This window comes from Bradyrhizobium sp. i1.15.2 (assembly GCF_040548425.1).
Lineage (GTDB): Bacteria > Pseudomonadota > Alphaproteobacteria > Rhizobiales > Xanthobacteraceae > Bradyrhizobium > Bradyrhizobium canariense.
The window spans coordinates 77,271-97,428 of record NZ_JBEPRQ010000025.1 but is presented as its reverse complement, the minus strand read 5'-3'; the positions used below and the strand labels follow the sequence as shown (position 1 = coordinate 97,428).

Here is a 20,158-nt window from a genome sequence, read left to right as displayed (position 1 = left end):
GACCCGCGTTGAGAGAGCCCACAAGCACAAATCGCCCAAACAAAAGGGCACGGCGTTTGCGGCGCCGTGCCCTTCGCATTCAATGAGTCTTCGCCTCAGCTATAAATCTCGAACAAGCCCGCGCCGCCCTGGCCGCCGCCGATGCACATCGTCACGACGCCCCATTTGGCCTTGCGGCGCTTGCCTTCCTGGAGGATGTGGCCGGTGAGACGTGCGCCGGTCATGCCGAAGGGATGGCCGATCGCGATCGAGCCGCCGTTGACGTTGTACTTGGCGGGATCGATGCCGAGCTTGTCGCGCGAATAGAGACACTGGCTGGCGAAGGCTTCGTTGAGCTCCCACAGATCGATGTCGTCGATCTTCAGGCCATGACGCTTCAACAGCTTCGGCACGGCAAAGATCGGGCCGATGCCCATCTCGTCCGGCTCGCAACCCGCCGCCGCCCAGGCGACGAAGCGGCCCATGGGATTGAGGCCGCGCTTCTCCGCGTCCTTGGCTTCCATCAGCACCACGGCCGCGGCACCGTCCGACAGCTGGCTGGCGTTGCCCGCCGTGACGAACTTGCCGGGGCCCCTGACCGGCTCGAGCTTGGCGAGACCTTCCAGCGTGGTCTCGGGCCGATTGCACTCGTCGCGGTCGACGACGTAATCGACGATCGACTCCGCTTTGGTCGCCTTGTCGACCACTTTCATCTTGGTCTTCATCGGAACGATCTCGTCCTTGAACTTGCCCGCCTGCTGCGCGGCGGCCATGCGGCGCTGCGATTCCAGCGAATACTCGTCCTGATATTCACGGCTGAGATTGTAGCGCTCGGCGACGATGTCGGCGGTGTCGATCATCGCCATGAAGATCGCCGGCGCCGTCTTGAGCAGCTCGGGATCGATCGATTCTTTCGGAGTCCCGCCGCCCGGCATCGAGATGCTCTCGACGCCGCCTGCGACGATGCAGTCGGAACCGTCCGAACGGATCGAGTTGGCGGCCATCGCGATGGTCTGGAGACCGGACGAGCAGAACCGGTTCACCGAGACGCCCCCGGTCGATTTCGGCATTCCTGCCAGCAGCGCGGCCTGGCGGCCGATGTTCGGCGCGCCATGGGCGCAATTGCCGAGATAGCAATCCTCGACATAGTCCTTCTCGACGCCGGCGCGATCGACCGCGTGGTGGATGGCGTGGGCCGCGAGCGACATCGGCGGGGTGATGTTGAACCCGCCGCGGCCGGATTTCGCGAGGCCCGTGCGTGCATAGGAAACGATGACGGCTTCACGCATTGTTTTCTCCCTTTTCGAACGATTTTGAACGGAGCGTCGGTCGACGTCTTCTCGGCGCCATTGGTACACAATGTCCAGCGGTCGCGGGAGAAATAAAAACGCCGCCCTCGCGAGAGGGCGGCGTTGTTCCGCGGGTCGGAATATGTCGGCGTATCAGAACGTCAGCGCCTTGACCTGCTTGACCTGCGGCAGGGCCTGCACCTTGGCGAGCAGATCCGCCGGCACGGCACCGTCGACCTCGATCAGTGCGATGGCATCGGAGCCCGGCGCAACTCGGCCGAGATGGAAGGTCGCGATGTTGATCTTGGCATCGCCCAAGAGGCTTGCGAACTTGCCGATGAAGCCCGGCTTGTCCTCGTTGGTCACGTAGATCATCGACTTGCCAAATTCAGCGTCGACGCGGATGCCCTTGATGTCGACCAGGCGCGGCTTGCCGTCGGCATAGACCGTGCCCGAGACCGACCGCTCCTGCCGCTCGGTGGTGACCGTGACGGTGATCAGGCTTTCATAGTCGCTCTGGGCGGCGCGGACGATCTCGTCCACCACCATGCCGCGCTCCTTGGCGACGACGGGCGCGGAGACGACGTTGACCTCGCCCAGCATCGGCCGCAGCAGGCCGGACAGCACGGCGGAGGTGATCGCCTTGATCTTCATCTCGGCGACGTGGCCCTCATAGGTGATCTCCACCTTGAGGATGCCGCTCTCGGTCAGCTGTCCGGCGAACGAGCCGAGCTTTTCGGCGAGCGCGATGAACGGCTTCAGCTTCGGGGCCTCTTCCGCCGTGATCGAGGGGAAGTTGACGGCATTCGAGATCGCGCCGGTGAGCAGGTAATCCGACATCTGCTCGGCGACCTGAAGTGCGACGTTCTCCTGCGCCTCGGTGGTGGACGCGCCGAGATGCGGCGTGCAGATCACGTTGGGATGACCGAACAGCACGTTCGCGGTGGCGGGCTCCTCGACAAAGACGTCGAAGGCGGCACCTGCGATGTGCTTGGAATTCAAAGCGTCGACCACGGCCTGCTCGTCGACGAGGCCGCCGCGGGCGCAGTTGATCAGGCGCACGCCCTTCTTCATCTTGGCGATCGCGGATGCGTCGATGATGTTCTTGGTCTTCTCGGTCAGCGGGGTGTGCAGCGTGATGAAGTCGGCACGCTTCAAGAGATCGTCGAGCTCGACCTTCTCAACGCCGATGTCCCTGGCGCGTTCCGGCGACAGGAACGGATCGAACGCGATCACCTTCATGCGCAGGCCGAGCGCGCGGTCGGCGACGATCGAGCCGATGTTGCCGCAGCCGACGACGCCGAGCATCTTGCCGGTGATCTCGACGCCCATGAAGCGGTTCTTTTCCCATTTGCCGGCCTGGGTCGAAGCGTCCGCCTGCGGAATCTCGCGCGCCAGCGCCAGCATCAGGGTGATGGCGTGCTCGGCGGTCGTGATCGAATTGCCGAACGGCGTGTTCATCACGATGATGCCCTTGGCCGTGGCGGCGGGAATCTCGACGTTGTCGACGCCGATGCCGGCGCGGCCGATCACCTTGAGGTTGGTCGCCTTCTCGAGGATCTTCGCGGTCGCCTTGGTCGCCGAGCGGATCGCGAGGCCGTCGTAATTGCCGATGATCTCGGCGAGCTTGTCCTTGTCCTTGCCGAGGTTGGGCTGGAAGTCGACCTCGACACCGCGGTCTTTGAAGATCTGTACGGCGGCGGGAGAGAGCGCGTCGGAAATGAGAACTTTGGGTTTGGTCATGGGAATGTGTCCTCTGCCTTCCTCAAGGGAAGGGCCTTAGACCGGATTGGATGAATGTCTCGGAGCACTTTTCTCCCTCTCCCCGCAAGAACGGGGAGAGGCGAAGAAAGAAACTTACGCCGCCTTGGCGAGCGTGGCCTTGGTCTCGGCGAAGGCCCAGTCGATCCACTGTGTCAGCAGCGCGACATCGCTGGCCTCGACGGTGGCGCCGCACCAGATCCGCAGGCCGGCGGGCGCATCGCGGTAGTAGGCGAAGTCGTAGCCCGCGCCCTCCTTCTCGACCAGCGCCACCAGCTTCTTGGAGAAGTCGGCCTGCGCGTCCTCGGAGAGCGAGGTGATCGCGGGATCGGTGAACTTCAGGCACACCGAAGTGTTGGAGCGGATCGCGGCGTCCTTGGCGAGGAAGTCGATCCAGGGCGTCTTCGCCTTCCAGTCGGCGAGTACCTTGGTGTTGGCGTCGGCGCGCGCGATCAGCGCCTTCAGGCCGCCGATCGACTTGGCCCAGGTCAGCGCGTCGAGATAATCCTCGACGCAGAGCATCGACGGCGTGTTGATGGTCTCGCCGACGAAAATGCCTTCGTTGATCTTGCCGCCCTTGGTCATGCGGAAAATCTTCGGCAACGGCCAGGCCGGCTTGTAGGTTTCGAGCCGCTCCACCGCGCGGGGCGACAGGATCAGCATGCCGTGCGCGGCTTCGCCGCCGAGCGCCTTCTGCCAGGAGAAGGTGACGACGTCGAGCTTGGCCCAGTCGAGGGGTTGTGCGAACGCGGCCGAGGTGGCGTCGCAAATGGTCAGGCCTTCGCGGCTCGCGCTGATCCAGTCGGCGTTCGGCACGCGCACGCCCGAGGTGGTGCCGTTCCAGGTGAAGACGACGTCGGACTTCGGATCGACCTTGGAGAGATCCGGGAGTTCACCGTAAGCCGCGTTGAGCTTGGTGACGTCCTTGAGCTTCAATTCCTTGACGATGTCGCTGACCCAGCCCTCGCCGAAGGATTCCCAAGCGAGCGTGGTGACGGGCCGCGCACCCAGCATCGACCACAGTGCCATCTCGACCGCGCCGGTATCGGACGCCGGCACGATGCCGATGCGATAATCGGCGGGCACTTCGAGCACCTCGCGCGTCAAATCGATCGCGAGCTTGAGCTTGGTCTTGCCGACCTTCGCGCGATGCGAACGGCCGAGCGCTGCGTCCTTGAGGTTTTGGGCATTCCATCCGGGGCGCTTGGCGCAGGGGCCGGAGGAAAAATGCGGCACGTTCGGCCGCGAAGCGGGCTTCGCTACAGTCATCGTCTACCCTTCCAGATAGTAAGCCTCCCGTTGGGGGGAGGTGTCCCGCCGCGGCTGATACGGGAATCGGGAAGACCAGTCAAGGAAGTTCCGGGACCTCACGCGCGAATGATGGCGCCTCCGGTGCGATTTTAGGGGATTCGACCACGGCCAGCGCGTTCAACAAGTCCGTGGCATCGTTGATCAATTGCGCGGCGCGGCGCCGGCTGCCGACTTTCAAAATGCATTTGTCATTGGCCTGCACGACGTAGTCGTTGCCGACCTTGATCATCGAATAGCTTGTCATCGAAATCCCCGAACCGACCGAGCCCGGTTTCAGACGCTCGCGTAGCACCGTTCGTTCCTGGTTCCACGTGAACGTCGAACGGGTAGTTTATCAGCTCTTAACATGAACGTATGCGCGATCCGATTTCACTGATCGCGCAACGCTCATTGGCGTGCTGCGTCAAAAGCGGACAGTCATGCCGACGTGACTCGCCGTGAACCCAAGCCGCTTGTAGAAGCGCTGCGCATCTGTTCGCGTCTGATGCGTCAGCAGTTCGACCAAATTGCAGCCGCGCGCTTTCGCTTCCGTCACCGCCCATTGCACCAATTGCTCGCCGATGCCGCGGCTGCGCCAATCGGAAGCAACGCGGACGTCTTCGAGCAAACCGCGCAAGCCGCCTTGCGAGCTGAGACCCGGCAGGATCGCGAGCTGCAGGCAGCCGACCACCCTGCCCTCGCTCTCGGCAACCACGAGCTGGATATTTTGATCGCGCTCGACCCGCGCGAATGCCTCGTAATAGGACGCAGGCAACGGATCTTCCACGCGCTCGCGTGCGCTCCCGAGATGATCGTCGGCGAGCATCGCCACGATCGCAGCAACATCCTCACGGCGCGCGGGACGAATGGAAACGGATTCGGTGTTCATTGAGTTACTCCTGCCTCAGCGCGCCTAACGCACCTTGGGAAGCCCGAGAAAGGTCTCGGCTTCGCCGATCCAGCGGCGGATGGCGGCATAACGACCGAGATCGAAGCCGCCTTCATGCGCGACGCGCGTATAGGCAAGCAGCGAGACGTCGGCGAGCGAAACTGCATCGCCGGCGAAGAAGCGGCTTGCCGCCAGATGCTGCTCCATGCGATCGAGCGCCGCATAGCCGCGCTTGACCTTTTCAGGGTCGAGCTCGGAGGCGTCCCTGCCGAGATAGACGAGCTGGAAGCGGCACACCGCGATATAGGGCTCGTGGCTGTATTGTTCCCAGAACAGCCATTCGTCCATCTTCGCGGCAGTGAAGGCATCGCGCGGAATGAGCGCACTGTCGCGCGCGAGATAGCGGATGATGGCATTGGATTGCGCCAGCGTGCGACCTTCGTCGAAGGCCACCGTCGGCACCTGGCCGGCGCCGTTCATCCTCAGGAATTGCGGCGTGCGGCTTTCGCCCTTGCGAGTGTCGATCTCGATCCACTGATAGGGCAGCGCGAGCTTATCGCAGACCCACTTCACCTTCAGACAATTGCCGGAATTGGTATCGCCGTAGATCCGCATCGCTGCCCCCGCGTTCGGCGACAGAGCATCAGGACGGAGGCGGCCTGTCAATCGCGGCGCGCACGCGCGTCAGAACTTGTAGCCGAGACCGGCGCGGACGGTATTGATGCTGGTGTCGACTGATGACGTAAAGCGAACGTATTCCCACTCCGCCCGCAGAAACAGGCCTGCACACAGCATCGCATCGACACCAATACCGGTGGAGTAGCCATAGATCAGGTGACTATAGAGACCATCTGTGGCGGACAGATTGACATTGATTGTTTGAAAGGGCGCCGACTGGTTGAACTGAGTCCCGGTGATCTCGGCAGTCTTGGTGATGTTGGCTTGCCCAAGTGCAATGCCTCCGAACAGATAAGGCAAGAAAGAGCCGACGGCGTAGCCGCCGCGAATGCGGAGCGTTCCCATATCGGAGATCGCTATCGAGCTCGTGCTTTTGTACGTGATGTCGTCCAGAAAACTCAGAGGATCGACAAAGGAGCGCCCCATGGTGCCGGTCGCCGAGCCGCCGAACTTGCCATGTATGTAATTGACCTCGACGCCGAGCACGACATCGTCCCATTGCCCGTTGTAACCGGCGAAGGCGCCATAGCCATGACCATGTGATGACACCTTGCCGCCGCCCACTGGCCAGCTCGATACCTGTCCGCCGGCTTCGATCGAAGTATTGGCAAGCAAGGCAGCCGCAACAGTTCTAGTAGAACCGGTGAAATTCATATCGGATGTCCCGTAGCTTCCCTGGGCGCCGATATAGCTTCCTTGCCAGTTGACGTTGGAGTTGCTCAAGCCGTCTGTGAAGCCGCCGCGCAGGATCGGCAGGTCAGAGAGATCAGCCGCGTGCGCCGCAGAGATCGTCCCCAACATCGCCGCCGCCAACAAAAGCCTACGCATCGAACGCTCCATCGAACTCGAACTTTCGCTCGTGATCATGGCTCGTTAACCTTAACCAATGGTTGCGTCGGAGCCTTTCGTCGCCGCCCGCCATGAAAAATACGCAAAGCAAAACGGCGCGGGATGATCCCGCGCCGTTAAGAAGTCCTAACCGATCAGGCTGACGATCAGCCCTTGGTGACGAGCGGCGGCATGTAGGCCGGCGGGCTGTCGAGATTCCAGCGCACGCCGAGCTTCAGGTCGTGCGAGGTGATGTCCTTGAACTTGAAGACGTTGCCCGTGGTTCCCCCGGTGTAGGTCGACAAAACACCGGTTTGCCCCTCACCCATATCGACATAGCTATAGGCAAGTTCGAGGACGAGGTTGGGATTGACCTTGTATGCGAGACCCGCGTGGGCAGCCCACGCCAAGTTCCACTTCGAACCGGTCGGTGCGCTCGAGAAGCTCGCGGTCGAGAACGCAAGATCGTTGATGCCGGTGTCGGTGAAGTTCGAGATGGAGACGCGTGCGCCGCCAACGCCCGCGCCGATGAACGGCGTGATGCACCACCAGGTGCCCAGGTCGACATACGCGTTCGCCAACACCAGCCATTCGGACTTGGATGCACTGTAATTGTCGATCCCGCTGTAGGGCACGCCGCCCGCGGTTCCGGTGAAACGATCCGTTCCCTTGAAATTCGAATTGCCGCGATACTGCCCGGTCACGTCCGCGCGGAACCAATTGTTGAACCGGTAACCCGCGCCGAGCCCAAAGATGCCGGCCGTGTCGAACGACGCCTGCTGATTGAACGAGGTGAGCTGCGAATAGGCGGACTCGCGACCGTAGTGGAGATCGCTTGTCTTCTGATTGCTGAAGCCGACGTCGCCGCGCAGATACCAGCCACCGAAATCGGCGGGCGGAGCCGGGGGCGCGTACATCGGAGGGGGCGCCGCGATCGGCATGTCGGCGGCGAACGCCATCGATGAGATCAGGGTTGCCGCACCCGCGGCAAGGAGAGACTTAACGCTACGCATTGGCTTCGTCCTTTTGGCCGGTGAGGCAAATACGGCGCCTCACGTTCTGGAAACTCACGGCCCGGACGATGCCAGCAAATGTTTAAGCGCCACTTAACCCTAATTTTTAAGGTTGATTTTTTCTAACTGCACACGCGCGTGCGGCGCGAGCGTTGCAAAAATGCAGCGCAAATACGACGCCGTCGCCGCATTTCCTAACGATGTATGAAGCCGCGTTGCAGCAAGACAGGATATGTTAACGCGCGTGCCGCGGCAGCTTGGGCAGGAACACCGCAAGCAGGCCGATCGCCGGGAGGTAAGCGCAGACCTGGTAGACGAACGCGATCGAGGTGTGGTCGGCGAGCTTGCCGAGCACGGCGGCGCCCAAGCCGCCGATGCCGAAGGCGACACCGAAGAACACGCCGGAGATCATGCCGAAGCGATGCGGCACCAGCTCCTGCGCGAACACGATGATCGATGACGTCGTCGAGGAGATGATCAGGCCGATGATCACTGATAGCACCGCGCTCGCATAGAGCCCGGCATAGGGCAGCGCCAGCGTGAACGGCAGCGCCCCCAGGATCGAGATCCAGATCACGATCTTGCGGCCGAAGCGATCGCCCAGGGGACCACCGAGAAAAGCGCCGACCGCGTTCGCGGCGAGGAAAATGAAGAGATACATCTGCGCGGCTTGCGTCGACACGCCGAAGCGGTCGATCAGATAAAAGATGTAGTAGCTCGACAGGCTCGAGACGTAGAGCTGTTTCGAGAACAGCAGCGCGACCAGCACGAGGAGCGCAACGACGACGCGACGCGAGCTCGGCGCGTCGGGATGGGCTTGAGCGACCGCGGTCTTCTTCGCCTTGATCTGCGGTTCGTACCAGCGGCCGATGCGCCAGAGGATGAGGATCGCGAGGAAGGCGATCGAGGAGAACCAGGCGATGCTGCCCTGCCCGAACGGCACGACGATGAGCGCGGCGAGCACCGGTCCCATCGAGGTGCCAAAACTGCCGCCGAGCTGGAACACCGATTGCGCAAAACCGTAGCGGCCGCCGGAGGCGAGCCGCGCGATGCGCGCCGATTCCGGGTGAAACACCGCCGAGCCGAGGCCGACCAGCGCGGCGGCGACGAGGATGACCAGATATTGGTGGGCGGCACTGAGCAGCAGCAGACCGAAGAAGGTCGAGGCCATGCCGATCGACAGCGAATAGGGCTGCGCCTTCTTGTCGGTGTAGTGGCCGACCACCGGCTGGAGCAGCGAGGCCGTGAACTGGAAGGCCAGCGTGATCATGCCGATCTGCGCGAAGTCGAGTGCGTAGGTGTCCTTCAGGATCGGATACACGGAAGCGATCAGCGACTGCATGGTGTCGTTGAGAAAGTGCGAGAAGCTGATGCCGGCAAGCACGACATAGGCCGGCCCTGCGGCCTTGGCGGCGGATGCCACGTCGCTGACGATGACGGGCTCGGTCAGCGTTTCCTCTGAGACGACGACTGGCTTGTTCAATGGAGCATCCCGGCCGGCGCGGCAGATTGCCGCGACAAGCTAGTTACGCTGCGCGCGGCGAGCGATCCACCGCCAATCGTCGATGGCTGGGATGCGCTTCGCTCTTCCCGCCTGAGGGAGTTCGTAGCCCGGATGGAGCGCAGCGCAATCCGGGGCCGTTCGCCCGTTGCACGAATCCCGGATTTCGCTGCGCTCCATCCGGGCTACGATCGTGCTTCGCGATGCGCCTCAGGCCGCGGCCTGCCCGAGTGCGGAAACGATGGTGTCGACGACGTCCTCGACCAGGATGCGATCCTCGCCCTCGCCCATGACGCGGATCACCGGCTCGGTGCCGGAGGAGCGGATCAGCAGGCGGCCGTGGCCGTTGAGCCGCTGCTCGCCGTCGGAGATCGCCGATTTGACGTCGGAATTGTCGAGCGGCTTGCCGCCCTTGTGACGGACGTTCTTCAGAATCTGCGGCAGCGGATCGAAGCGGTGGCAGACTTCCGACACCGGCCGGCGCAGCTTCTGCACCACGGCAAGCACCTGCAATGCGGCCACGAAGCCGTCGCCGGTGGTGGCGTAGTCGGACAGGATGATGTGGCCGGACTGCTCGCCCCCGAGATTGTAGCCGCCGTTCAGCATCTGCTCGAGCACGTAGCGATCGCCGACCGGCGTGCGCACGAGATCGAGCCCCTGCGCATTGAGGAAGCGCTCGAGCCCGAGGTTCGACATCACGGTGGCGACGATGCCCGATCGCGACAGCCGGCCGTCTTCCTTCCAGCTCTGCGCGATCACCGCGAGCAGCTGGTCGCCATCGACGATGTGGCCGCGCTCGTCGACCAGGATGACGCGATCGGCGTCACCGTCGAGCGCGATGCCGATGTCGGCGCGCATCTCGCGCACCTTCTTCGACAGCGCTTCCGGCGAGGTGGAGCCGCATTCCTTGTTGATGTTGAAGCCGTCGGGCTCGACTCCGATCGCAATCACGTCGGCGCCCAGCTCCCACAGCGCTTCCGGTACCACCTTGTAGGCGGCGCCGTTGGCGCAATCGACCACGACGCGCAGGCCGTCGAGCGACAGATCGCGCGGCAGCGTGCGCTTGGCGAATTCGATGTAGCGATCATGCACGCCATCGATGCGGCGGGCGCGGCCGAGGCTGGCGCTCTGGGCAAGACGCTTGTCGATGGGCTCGTCGAGCAGCTGCTCGATCTGCTTCTCGACGTCGTCGGAGAGCTTGAAGCCCTGCGGGCCGAACAGCTTGATGCCGTTGTCCTCGAACAGGTTGTGCGACGCGGAGATCATCACGCCGAGATCGGCGCGCATCGACTTGGTCAGCATCGCGACCGCCGGTGTCGGCATCGGGCCGACCAGCAGCACATCCATGCCGACCGAGGTGAAGCCCGCAACCATGGCGTATTCGATCATGTAGCCGGACAAGCGGGTGTCCTTGCCGATCACGACCCTGTGGCGGTGGTCACCGCGCTGAAACGCCAGGCCTGCGGCTTGGCCGACCTTGAGCGCGAGCTCCGGCGTGATCAGCCCGTTGGCGCGGCCCCGGATCCCGTCCGTCCCGAAATATTTGCGGCTCATATCGTCCCCCACGCGACAACCAGGGATCCCAAGACAACCTGCGGGTGCCCTGGCGGGACCCGCATCCCTGATTTGCTGAGGTCTTATAAAGCCATCGCGGCTAACTTGGCTTCAAAAAATATGATGAATCATTACGGAACCGGACGTACCCCGGCCCCGATAACGCCTTGTTAACGTTATATTTCCGGTGAGGACGCCGGAACAGGGCGGAACCGCGCCTAGTCCGAGCGCTTCACATGGCCGTCCCCGCGGCTCGGCGCCGGCTGGGTGACATTGACGGGATCGGAGCCCGGAAAGGTCTCTTCCAGACCTTCTTCCAGCGCCTCCTCGAGATCATGCTTCTCCTTGATCTCCTCCGGCGTCGGTCCGGTGTGCGGCCTGGTCATGGCGCCCTCCTCCAAAAGATTTTCAAACGATTTGGCTGTGCATCCAACCATGCTAGATGACCCCTCGATCTTCCGATGCAAGAGTCTTCCAGTACAAGACTCTTGATAGAAGACGGGCCGGGGAAACGTTCATGAAGCACATCACCTGTATCGACGATCTTCGCACACTGCATCAGCGCCGCGTGCCGAAGGCGTTTTTCGATTATTGCGACCGCGGCTCCTACGCCGAGGAAACGCTGCGCGCCAACCGCGATGACATGCAGGCCATCAAGTTCCGCCAGCGCATCCTGGTCGACGTCTCCAAACGCGACACCGCGACCACGATCCTCGGCGAGCCCTCGACCATGCCGCTGATACTCGCGCCGGTAGGCCTGCTCGGCATGCAGCATGGCGATGGCGAGATCCATGCCTGCCGCGCCGCGCAAGCCGCCGGTATCCCGTTCACGCAGTCGACGATGTCGATCTGCTCGATCGAAGACATCGCGGCCAGTGTCGAGAAGCCGTTCTGGTTCCAGCTCTACGTGATGAAGGACCGCGGCTTCATCAAGGAACTGATCCAGCGCGCGATCGCGGCGAAATGCTCCGCGCTGGTGCTGACAGTCGATCTCCAGGTCATCGGCCAGCGCCACGCCGACATCAAGAACGGCATGACGGTTCCGCCGGAATGGTCGCTCTCGAAGCTGATCGACTTTGCCACCAAGCCGACCTGGGTGTCGGGCGTGCTCCGGGGCAAGCGCCGCACCTTCGGTAACATCGCCGGACATGTGAAGAACACCGGGGATCTCAATCGCCTCGCCGAGTGGACGGCGTCGCAGTTCGACACGTCGTTGAACTGGAAGGACGTCGAGTGGGTCCGCAGCATCTGGCCGGGCAAGCTGATCATCAAGGGCATTCTGGACGTCGAGGACGCGGAGGAAGCCGCCAAGACCGGCGCGCAGGCTCTCGTCGTATCGAACCACGGCGGCCGTCAGCTCGACGGCGCGCCGTCATCGATCGAGGTGCTGCCCGAGATCGCCGAGGCGGTCGGTGACAGGATGGAGATCATGTTCGACGGCGGCATCCGCTCCGGTCAAGACGTGATGCGCGCGCTCGCGCTCGGCGCAAAGTCCTGCATGATCGGCCGCGCTTACGCCTATGGCCTGGGCGCCGGCGGCCAGGCCGGCGTCGCCAAGGCGATCGACATCATCCAGAAGGAGCTGCTCACCACCATGGGCCTGTGCGGCGTCAACAGGATTGACGAGATCGACGAACATATCATTGCGATGTGAACCGCAGCGGCAGTGCTGTAGGGTGGGTTAGCTCTGCGGCTGCGCGAAGCGCGGTCGCTGAGCGTAACCCACCAACTTCGGTCCGCATTTGCGGAAGCATGGTGGGTTACGGCTTCGCCTAACCCACCCTACAAATCTCCGCTTGGCGCGCTCCTCACATCGGCGGCGTCACCCCATCGCGGCCGACGTTGACGCGGTTGGCTTCCAGCGAACCATCGTCCTTCTTCACCGCGCCGAAAATGATCAGCTTGGCGCCGGGCTTGAGCTCGGATTTGTCGCTGGCGACGAAGGTGACGATCGGCGTGTCCGGAGGCACCACGACTTTCTTCTCGCCGTCCTTGTACTTGACCGTGATGTTCTGGCCGTCGGTGCCCTTCACCGTCTGCGCCACGGTGGCGTTGGTCATGGTCGAGTTGGCGCGCGCGTCCCAGGGACGAAAGCCTTCGGCCGCGCCGCGCTGGTTTTCGGGGAAGATGTGCACCGCGATCGCCTTCTGAGTGCCGTCGGGCTCCGGCAGGCCGGTGACGCCGATATAGGAGCCGTCCTTGATCTCCGACAACGACGTCTTCACCACCGCGAAGACGGCGACGTTGTCGGTCATGCGCACCTTCACGTCGCTGCCTTCGCGGGTCTTGATGCCGAGCGTGTTGCCGTCGACGCTCTCGATGGTGCCGCGGATGCGCACCGTCGGCGTCTGCTGCGCCAGGGCGGATGACGTGACGATGCAGGCCGCGAATGCGGCCATGCCAATGCGTGATATCCAGCTTCTCTTCGACATGTTGTTAGTCTCCATTTACATTGGCGGCGTCAGGCCGTCGCGGCCGACGCTGACGCGGTTGGTTTCGAACGAGCCGTCCGGCAGCTGCTTCATGAAGGCGATCACCTTGGCGCCGGCCTTCAGATCGGATTTGTCGCCGGGCACGAAGGTCACCACCGGCGTATTGTCGGCGACGAACACCTTCTTCTCGCCGTCCTTGTACTTGACCAGCAGCGTATGGCCGTCATTGCCGACGACGCTCTCCGACACGGTTGCATTGGTCATGCTGGAGTTGGGCTTGAGGTCATAAGGTCGCGAGCCCTCGCCGGTGCCGCGCATGCTCTCCGGAAACACGTGGACCTCGACCGCGTTCGCGCCACCGTCCGGTCCCGGCACGGTGGTGGCGCCGACGAAGGAGCCGGGCTTGATGTCGGCAAGTGAAATCCTGGTAATGCCCGACACGTTCACGTCGGAGGCGATGTGCAGCTTGACATCCTCGCCGCTGCGCGCCTTGACCTGCATCGTGTCGCCATTGACGCTTTCGATCGTGCCGCGGACGCGCGTCGGCACCGGCGCCCTTTGCGCAAGTGCCGAGAGGGTCGAGACGGCCACCATCGCGACGGCAATGAGCGGACGTGTGAAAGTTGCACGTTGAACAGACATGATGGTCTCCGATTGTCCCTATTGTCCCCTTACGGACATAGAACTCCGGAGGTTACGCGCTATTCTCTCAAGTCTTTGTGAGATCGGCCTCGACCAGCGCACGCAGCTCGGCCGTGACCTGCGGCCGCTGGCCGAACCACAGCTCGAAGCCGCGGACCGCCTGATGCAGCAGCATGCCGAGCCCGTCGGCGGTCTTCAGCCCGCGCGCCTTTGCGGCCGCGAGCAGCGGCGTCGCCAGCGGGACATAGACGAGATCGGCGACCACGGCGCCATCCGGCAGGCGCGCCACGTCAAGGTCGAGTGAAGGCTGGCCGTGCATGCCGAGCGAGGTCGTGTTCACGAGAAGTCTTGCACGCGACAGGATGTCGTCGATCCCGTCCCAGGCAACAGGATGCACCTTCGGCCCGAACTCGCGTGCAAGCATCTCGGCCCGGGCGATGGTGCGATTGGCGAGATGCACGCAGCTGATGCCGCGTTCGAGCAACCCGAACACGATGGCGCGCGAGGAGCCGCCGGCGCCCAGCACCAGCGCCTCTTCGGCTGCGTCCCAGCCGGGCGCGCTGGCATCGAGATTGCCGATAAAGCCCTCGACGTCGGTGTTGGTCGAGCGCAGCTCGCCGTCCGCAAACCACAGCGTGTTGGCCGCACCGACCGCCCGCGCGCGGGCATCGGGCGTCGAGAGCTCGAGCACGCCCTCCTTGTGCGGGATGGTGACGTTGGCGCCGACGAAGCCGCGCAGCGACAGCCGCAGCACGAAGTCGCGCAAATTGTCGGGTGGAACCGCCTCGATGACATAGCCACCCTCGATCCCGAGCGTGCGCAGCCAGTAACGATGGATCAGCGGCGAGCGCGAATGCGCAGCCGGCCATCCGATCAGACAGGCTGCGGGAGCCTTGGTCACGGTCGTCCTCCCCTAGGGTCGTTTCGGAGGCGATCCATTTCGCGTCCCGCAGGCCCTGTCAAGCGCGCGGGCGTCTCGGGAGAGGCTCGACGTCAGGTCGTGCCCGCCTGACCGGCCGCGGGATGCGCCGCACCGCCCTTGATGTCGGCGACCGCACGCGCGATGGTCTCGCGATAGCGGGCGCGTGGCGGCGTGACGCCATGGGTGAGCAGCGCGCGGCGAACCGTTGGCGATGCCCCCGTGATGAACAGCCGGATGCCCTGGCGGTGGGCCTTGGCGGCGACGCGGCCGAGCACGTTGGCCGCGGTCGAATCCAGGAACGGCACCGCGGCGAAATCGACCACGAATCCCTTGCGCTTGTCGGCGATGCCGTCGAGCACGCCGCCGATCGCCGAGGCTGCACCGAAAAAGAATGCGCCGGTGATGCGATAGACCAGCACGTCGCGATCGACCGCGAGGGCGGGGTCGTAGGGCACGCGCCCGCCATTATCGTCGTCGGGACGATCGGCGGCCACCAGCGGCGAACGTTCCTCGATGCCGGTCATTTCCGCCATGCGATGGATGAACAGGACCGCGCCAAGCGCGAAGCCGACCAAAATGCCTTCGGTCAGATCGCGGAAGATGGTGAGCAGGAAGGTTGCGAGCAGCACGACGGCATCGCCCCATGACGAGCGCAGCAGCGTCGCGAATTCGTGCTTCTCCGCCATGGTCCAGGCCACCACGACGAGCACAGCGGCGAGCGCGGCCAGCGGGATGTAGCTCGCGAGCGGCGCTGCGATCAGCATGAACAGCAGCAGGAAGACCGAATGCAGCATGCCCGCGAGCGGCCCGCGCGCGCCGGCACGGATGTTGGTCGCGGTACGCGCGATCAGCCCCGTGACACAAATGCCGCCGAACAGCGCCGAGCCGACATTGGCGGCACCTTGCGCCACCAGCTCGCAATTGGAGCGGTGACGGCGTCCGGTCATGCCGTCGGCCACCACCGCCGACAGCAGCGATTCGATGGCGGCGAGCAGCGCGAAGGAGATCGCATCCGGCAGCACGGCACTCGCCTTCGCGAGCGAGAACGCAGGCAAGGCCGGCGAGGGCAGTTCGCGCGGAATGCCGCCGAAGCGCGATCCGACGGTCTCGACCGGCAGCGACAGCACGGCACATGCGACCGCCGCGAGCACGACCGCGATCAGGATGCCCGGCCAGGACGGCCGCCAGCGTCGCAGGCCGGCGATGATGGCGATGCTGACGATCGCAACCGCCAGCGCTGACGGATTGACGCTGTGCAAGCCTGCGGCCAGCGCTGCGAGTTTTGGCACGAATTCGCTGGGCTCCTTGCCCGCCAGCGTGATCCCTGCGAGGTCGCGCAGCTGGCTTGCGAAGATGATGACGGCGATGCCGGCGGTGAAGCCGACCGTGACCGGATAGGGGATGAACTTGATGTAAGTCCCGACGCGCAGGAAGCCGGCGGCGATCAGGAACAGCCCCGCCATCAGCGTGGCGAGGATGACCCCGTCGACGCCGTGACGATCGGCGGTCGCCGCAACCAGCACAATGAAGGCTCCGGCTGGACCGCCGATCTGGAACCGGCTGCCGCCGAGCAGCGATGCGATGAAGCCGCCAACCACCGCGGTGTAGAGTCCGCGGTCCGGCGTCACGCCCGAGGCGATCGCGATGGCCATCGACAGCGGCAGCGCGACGATCGCGACCGTGAGGCCCGCGAACACATCAGCGCGGAAATCCGCTAGGCCGTAGCCCTCGCGCCATACGGTGACGAGCTTTGGCAAATAGAGTTCGGTAAAGGTCGGCCGACGAAGCTGGTGCAGCTTGCCTGCGTGTTCGCCTGTGATGCTCATTTCAGCAAGATGCTCCGCTGCCCACAACGCTCCGATGCATCGTGCGGCCGCGTATCGGGGCGCGACGGTGCGTTAGTCAAGACTGCTTCCGAGCATGATCATTGCGGGATCATGCTCCCACCCGACGCGGCGGCCCCGGCTCCTTGAGCCGAACGCCGCGTCCGCCGCCTTCGCTGCGCACCTGTTCGCCGATCAGCTCGACGCCGGCCCGATCAAAGGCTTCGACCACCTTCATCAAGGTCTCGACCACGCCGCGGACGTTGCCGGTGCTCGCCTCCATCCGCTGAATGGTCGGCAGCGAAACGCCTGCGAGCTCCGCCAAGGCCCTCTGGTCAATGCCGAGCAGCGCGCGCGCTGCCCGCATCTGGAACGACGTGATCACCTTGGCCTCACGTTTCAGCCTTTATAAGTAATATCTGAAGCATGTACAATGATGTAAAATACATCATTCAAGGCCGTGCGCAAGCACTTTATCGCTCCCGTCTGTCTCCACCGTCATTGCGAGCGCAGCGAAGCAATCCAGGCTGTCCCCGCGGAGGGATTCTGGATTGCTTCGCTGCGCTCGCAATGACGGGGTGGCGAGGCAGCCCCTCACCCCACCCTCTCCCCGTAAAGAACGGGGAGAGGGGGTGAGAGAGCGTGCTCCCCTTACTGCGCGAGAGACAGACTCACGCCGCGTGTTGATGCGCGGCGATGATCTGGTCGGCGGCGCGCCCCGTGACTTCGGCCATGTGGTCGAACTGGCGGGTGAAGCTGCCGGCGCCTGCCGTGGCCGAGCGCAGTTCGACGATCAACTCGCCGATCTCGGCTTCCGGCATCATGGCGCGGACGCAGTCCCATCCGCTCCAGCCGTCGCGGGTGTCGAAGCCGAGGATCTGGCCGCGCCGTGCCGATAGGATCGCGTTGATCTTGGCGGTGGCGTCGGTCGGGCAGACGATCTCGACCACGTGGATCGGCTCCAGCAGCACCGACTGGCATTGCGGCAGGCCCTCGGTGAGCCCGACCCGCGCCGCCGTGCGGAAGGCGAGGTCGGAGGAATCGACGCTGTGATAGGAGCCGTCGGTCAGCGTCACCTGCAAATCGGTGACCGGGAAACCGAGCGGGCCGCGGGCGAGCCCGTCGACGACGCCCTCTTCCACCGCGCCGATGTAGTTGCGCGGCACCGCGCCGCCGACCACCTTCTCGGCGAACTTGAAGCCCTCGCCGCGCGGCAGCGGCCTGATGTCGAGCACGACGTCACCGAACTGGCCATGCCCGCCGGACTGTTTCTTGTGGCGGCCGCGCTGGACGATCGGCTTGCGGATGGTTTCCTGATAGCCGATCGCAGGCGGATGCGAGGCGACCTTGACGCCGAAACGATCGCGCAGCCGCTCGCTCGCGACGCGCAAGTGCATCTCGCCCTGACCCCACAGCACGGTGTCGTGGGTCTGGGCGTTCATCACGAAGACGAGCGAGGGATCCTCCTCGTGCAGCCGCATCAGCGCCTGACCGAGCTTGACGTCGTCCTTGCGGTCGGTGGCCGCAACCGAGATCGCGAGCACCGGCGGAGTGGGCTCGCTGGCGGCAAGCGCTGCCGGCGGGGTCTTGCCGTTCGAAACCGTGTCGCCGGTCTTGATCGGGTCGAGCTTAGCGAGCGCCACCGTGTCGCCGGCTTCCGCCGCGGCACGCTTGGTGTCGTAGGCCCCGGTGACGGCGAGGATGCCGGAGATGCGGCTGACCCCGCCGGAGGAGGATTGCAGCGTAGCACCGTCGTCGAGATGGCCCGCGAGCATCCGCGTCAGCGAGAGCTTGCCGCCGTGCTGCGAATGCAGAGTCTTGAAGACGAAGCCGAGGACGTCTCTGGTCTCGGGAACGCCGAGACGCTTTGCGGTCTCCGCGATACCGGGCGCCTCGTGGCGCAGCGCTTTCATCAAACGCAGCACGCCGTTTTCGCGTGCGGCGGCGCCCAGCAGCACGGGGCAGATCAGCCCGTCGCGCAATTCGCGCGCGAGATCGTCGAACACGGCGTCGCGCGGCGGCTGGATGTCCTCGAGCAGCTGCTCCATCAGCGCATCGTCATGATCGGCGAGCTTCTCCAGCATCGAGAAGCGGGCCTCCTTCTCGCGATCGAGATCGCCGCCTTGGAGCGCGACGACTTCGGAGGCCTTGTGCTCGCGGTAAATGAACGCACGCTCCAGCGCGAGATCGACGAAGCCCTCGATCAGCTCGTCCTTCCAGATCGGGATCTGGCGCAGCACCAGCGGCACGCGCGAGGCGGGCTGGAGTATCTCGAGCGTCTCGCGGATGCGCTTGTTGGCGCGGTCGATCTTGTTGAGGAACAGGAAACGCGGGATCTTCAGTTCTTCCAGCTCGCGCAGAATGATCTGAAGCTGCGGCAGCTTCTTCTCGTCGGCTTCGCAGACCACGATTGCGGCATCGACCGCGGGCAGCGCGGCGCGCATGTCGTGGGCAAATTCGACGGAACCGGGACAATCGAGGAAGGTGTAGCTGTCGCCCATGAAACTCGTGGTGACGGCAGTCAGCCCGACGGTCATCTTGTGATGACGGGCCTCTGGCGCGGCGTCGCCGACGGAGGTTCCGGCGTCGACGCTGCCGGCGCGCGGGATTGCGCCGGTTCGCGCCAGGATGGCTTCGAGAAGTGTGGTTTTACCGCTTTGGAAAGGGCCCACCAGCGCGATGCACCGTGGACCTCGGGGACTTCTGACGTCTTGTCCCATTCGCCGCCTCCTTGGTGTGGAGCTCGGCCCATGATTGGGTCGGCAAACGCCGATGCTCTGCCCGTCCCCGAGATTTGGCAAGCATCAAACGTCGCTGCGGTGCGTCGTTGCCGGAATCGCGTCGGAGCGACGCGATTCGCACACGGGAGTTGTCAACGGCCCGGGTGGAGTTCCAGGCTCTCGAGGCCGGCGGCGACGTTGAGGCCGACCTGGCCCTGCACGCTGAGTGGCTGGAGCGCGATCGAATTATTGGAGCCGCCGACCAGCACGTTGCCGCCGAGGCCGACGCCGACCGATGCGCTGCCCTGCGCACCGGCGTAGGTGCCGGCGAGGTCGCCCGGGCCGAGCCGGTTCACCGGCGCGAACACGCCCCAGGCGAGTGCCGTTTCCTGGGTGATGCCGAGGTCGAGGCCCACCTTGCGGATCGTCGCGACGTAACGGTCGTCCGGCAAACCATCGACGCGCAGCACGCAGCCGAGATTGGTTACCGATCCCACGATGAAGCCTACGCTGGCGCCGCCGCGGCATTCGAGCACGCCCACCTGCACCATCCGGGACTGCGCGCTGGCGCCCACAACGGAGGCAACGAAGCTCGCAACGGCAAGCCCGGCGAGGAGGAGTGAACGGCGCATGAATATCTCCGGCGATGAATGTGATGCGAGCAGAGAGAGCGCCCCACCCGTGATGCGCGATGGTCTATGCCACAATAGTTTTGCGTGTGCCAGATCGAACGCGTCTAAAAGCGAGTTCGCGGAGAGAGCCCCTCACCCCACCCTCTCCCCGTAAGAACGGGGCGAGGGAGTGCACGAGCAGTGTGTCCCTCACTTCATGGGCCCA

General features: G+C 64.2%; 19 protein-coding genes. 1 reads left to right on the top strand and 18 read right to left on the bottom strand.

The window, feature by feature from the left end; translation table 11 throughout:
• Window positions 1-95: 95 nt before the first annotated feature.
• From ABIB80_RS31350 to ABIB80_RS31300, 11 genes are all read right to left on the bottom strand, one after another.
• On the bottom strand, window positions 96-1,268 hold the full coding sequence (locus tag ABIB80_RS31350; protein WP_007596708.1) for a thiolase family protein: 1,173 nt from the start codon (window positions 1,266-1,268) through the stop codon (window positions 96-98).
• 153 nt (window positions 1,269-1,421) lie between these two features.
• Window positions 1,422-3,011, bottom strand: a complete 1,590-nt coding sequence (serA, locus tag ABIB80_RS31345) for a phosphoglycerate dehydrogenase (RefSeq protein WP_007596714.1) — start codon at window positions 3,009-3,011, stop codon at window positions 1,422-1,424.
• A 114-nt stretch (window positions 3,012-3,125) separates the two neighbouring features.
• Complete coding sequence (locus tag ABIB80_RS31340; RefSeq protein ID WP_007596715.1) at window positions 3,126-4,298, bottom strand: phosphoserine transaminase; 1,173 nt, start codon at window positions 4,296-4,298, stop codon at window positions 3,126-3,128.
• Window positions 4,299-4,377: 79 nt separating this feature from the next.
• Window positions 4,378-4,632: a hypothetical protein gene (locus ABIB80_RS31335; RefSeq protein WP_354128954.1), complete on the bottom strand. Its 255-nt coding sequence runs from the start codon at window positions 4,630-4,632 to the stop codon at window positions 4,378-4,380.
• Between the two features lie 111 nt (window positions 4,633-4,743).
• Window positions 4,744-5,208 (bottom strand): GNAT family N-acetyltransferase, encoded by a 465-nt coding sequence (locus tag ABIB80_RS31330; RefSeq protein WP_007596717.1) that lies wholly within the window; start codon window positions 5,206-5,208, stop codon window positions 4,744-4,746.
• Window positions 5,209-5,232: 24 nt separating this feature from the next.
• Window positions 5,233-5,823 carry a glutathione S-transferase family protein gene (locus ABIB80_RS31325; protein WP_007596718.1) on the bottom strand — a complete coding sequence of 197 codons (591 nt, stop codon included), beginning with the start codon at window positions 5,821-5,823 and terminating at the stop codon, window positions 5,233-5,235.
• A gap of 69 nt (window positions 5,824-5,892) precedes the next feature.
• On the bottom strand, window positions 5,893-6,714 hold the full coding sequence (locus ABIB80_RS31320) for an outer membrane protein (protein WP_007596719.1): 822 nt from the start codon (window positions 6,712-6,714) through the stop codon (window positions 5,893-5,895).
• A gap of 167 nt (window positions 6,715-6,881) precedes the next feature.
• Window positions 6,882-7,727: an outer membrane protein gene (locus ABIB80_RS31315; protein ID WP_007596720.1), complete on the bottom strand. Its 846-nt coding sequence runs from the start codon at window positions 7,725-7,727 to the stop codon at window positions 6,882-6,884.
• A gap of 235 nt (window positions 7,728-7,962) precedes the next feature.
• Complete coding sequence (locus ABIB80_RS31310) at window positions 7,963-9,210, bottom strand: MFS transporter (protein WP_007596721.1); 1,248 nt, start codon at window positions 9,208-9,210, stop codon at window positions 7,963-7,965.
• Between the two features lie 228 nt (window positions 9,211-9,438).
• Window positions 9,439-10,782, bottom strand: coding sequence for a phosphoglucosamine mutase (gene glmM, locus ABIB80_RS31305; RefSeq protein ID WP_007596723.1), 1,344 nt, complete (start codon window positions 10,780-10,782; stop codon window positions 9,439-9,441).
• A 218-nt stretch (window positions 10,783-11,000) separates the two neighbouring features.
• The gene (locus ABIB80_RS31300) at window positions 11,001-11,168 is read right to left on the bottom strand and encodes a hypothetical protein (RefSeq protein ID WP_007596725.1); all 168 of its coding nucleotides are present in this window, start codon (window positions 11,166-11,168) and stop codon (window positions 11,001-11,003) included.
• 131 nt (window positions 11,169-11,299) lie between these two features.
• Here ABIB80_RS31300 and ABIB80_RS31295 point away from each other — a divergent pair, with 131 nt between their 5' ends.
• Window positions 11,300-12,436 carry an alpha-hydroxy acid oxidase gene (locus ABIB80_RS31295; protein WP_007596727.1) on the top strand — a complete coding sequence of 379 codons (1,137 nt, stop codon included), beginning with the start codon at window positions 11,300-11,302 and terminating at the stop codon, window positions 12,434-12,436.
• 154 nt (window positions 12,437-12,590) lie between these two features.
• Here the strand turns inward: ABIB80_RS31295 and ABIB80_RS31290 are convergent, their stop codons facing one another.
• The 7 genes from ABIB80_RS31290 to ABIB80_RS31260 form a co-directional block, all read right to left on the bottom strand.
• A complete protein-coding gene (locus tag ABIB80_RS31290; protein WP_354128953.1) occupies window positions 12,591-13,214 on the bottom strand; it encodes a single stranded DNA-binding domain-containing protein in 624 nt (207 codons plus the stop codon).
• A gap of 15 nt (window positions 13,215-13,229) precedes the next feature.
• Complete coding sequence (locus ABIB80_RS31285; protein ID WP_007596731.1) at window positions 13,230-13,856, bottom strand: hypothetical protein; 627 nt, start codon at window positions 13,854-13,856, stop codon at window positions 13,230-13,232.
• A gap of 67 nt (window positions 13,857-13,923) precedes the next feature.
• Complete coding sequence (locus ABIB80_RS31280) at window positions 13,924-14,757, bottom strand: shikimate dehydrogenase (RefSeq protein ID WP_007596732.1); 834 nt, start codon at window positions 14,755-14,757, stop codon at window positions 13,924-13,926.
• A 92-nt stretch (window positions 14,758-14,849) separates the two neighbouring features.
• Window positions 14,850-16,604, bottom strand: a complete 1,755-nt coding sequence (locus ABIB80_RS31275) for a SulP family inorganic anion transporter (protein WP_354128952.1) — start codon at window positions 16,602-16,604, stop codon at window positions 14,850-14,852.
• A gap of 109 nt (window positions 16,605-16,713) precedes the next feature.
• Window positions 16,714-16,986 (bottom strand): helix-turn-helix domain-containing protein, encoded by a 273-nt coding sequence (locus ABIB80_RS31270; protein WP_007596742.1) that lies wholly within the window; start codon window positions 16,984-16,986, stop codon window positions 16,714-16,716.
• 286 nt (window positions 16,987-17,272) lie between these two features.
• Window positions 17,273-19,321 (bottom strand): elongation factor G, encoded by a 2,049-nt coding sequence (locus ABIB80_RS31265; RefSeq protein WP_007596743.1) that lies wholly within the window; start codon window positions 19,319-19,321, stop codon window positions 17,273-17,275.
• Between the two features lie 152 nt (window positions 19,322-19,473).
• Window positions 19,474-19,953 (bottom strand): DUF992 domain-containing protein, encoded by a 480-nt coding sequence (locus tag ABIB80_RS31260; protein WP_007596744.1) that lies wholly within the window; start codon window positions 19,951-19,953, stop codon window positions 19,474-19,476.
• Window positions 19,954-20,158: the final 205 nt, after the last annotated feature.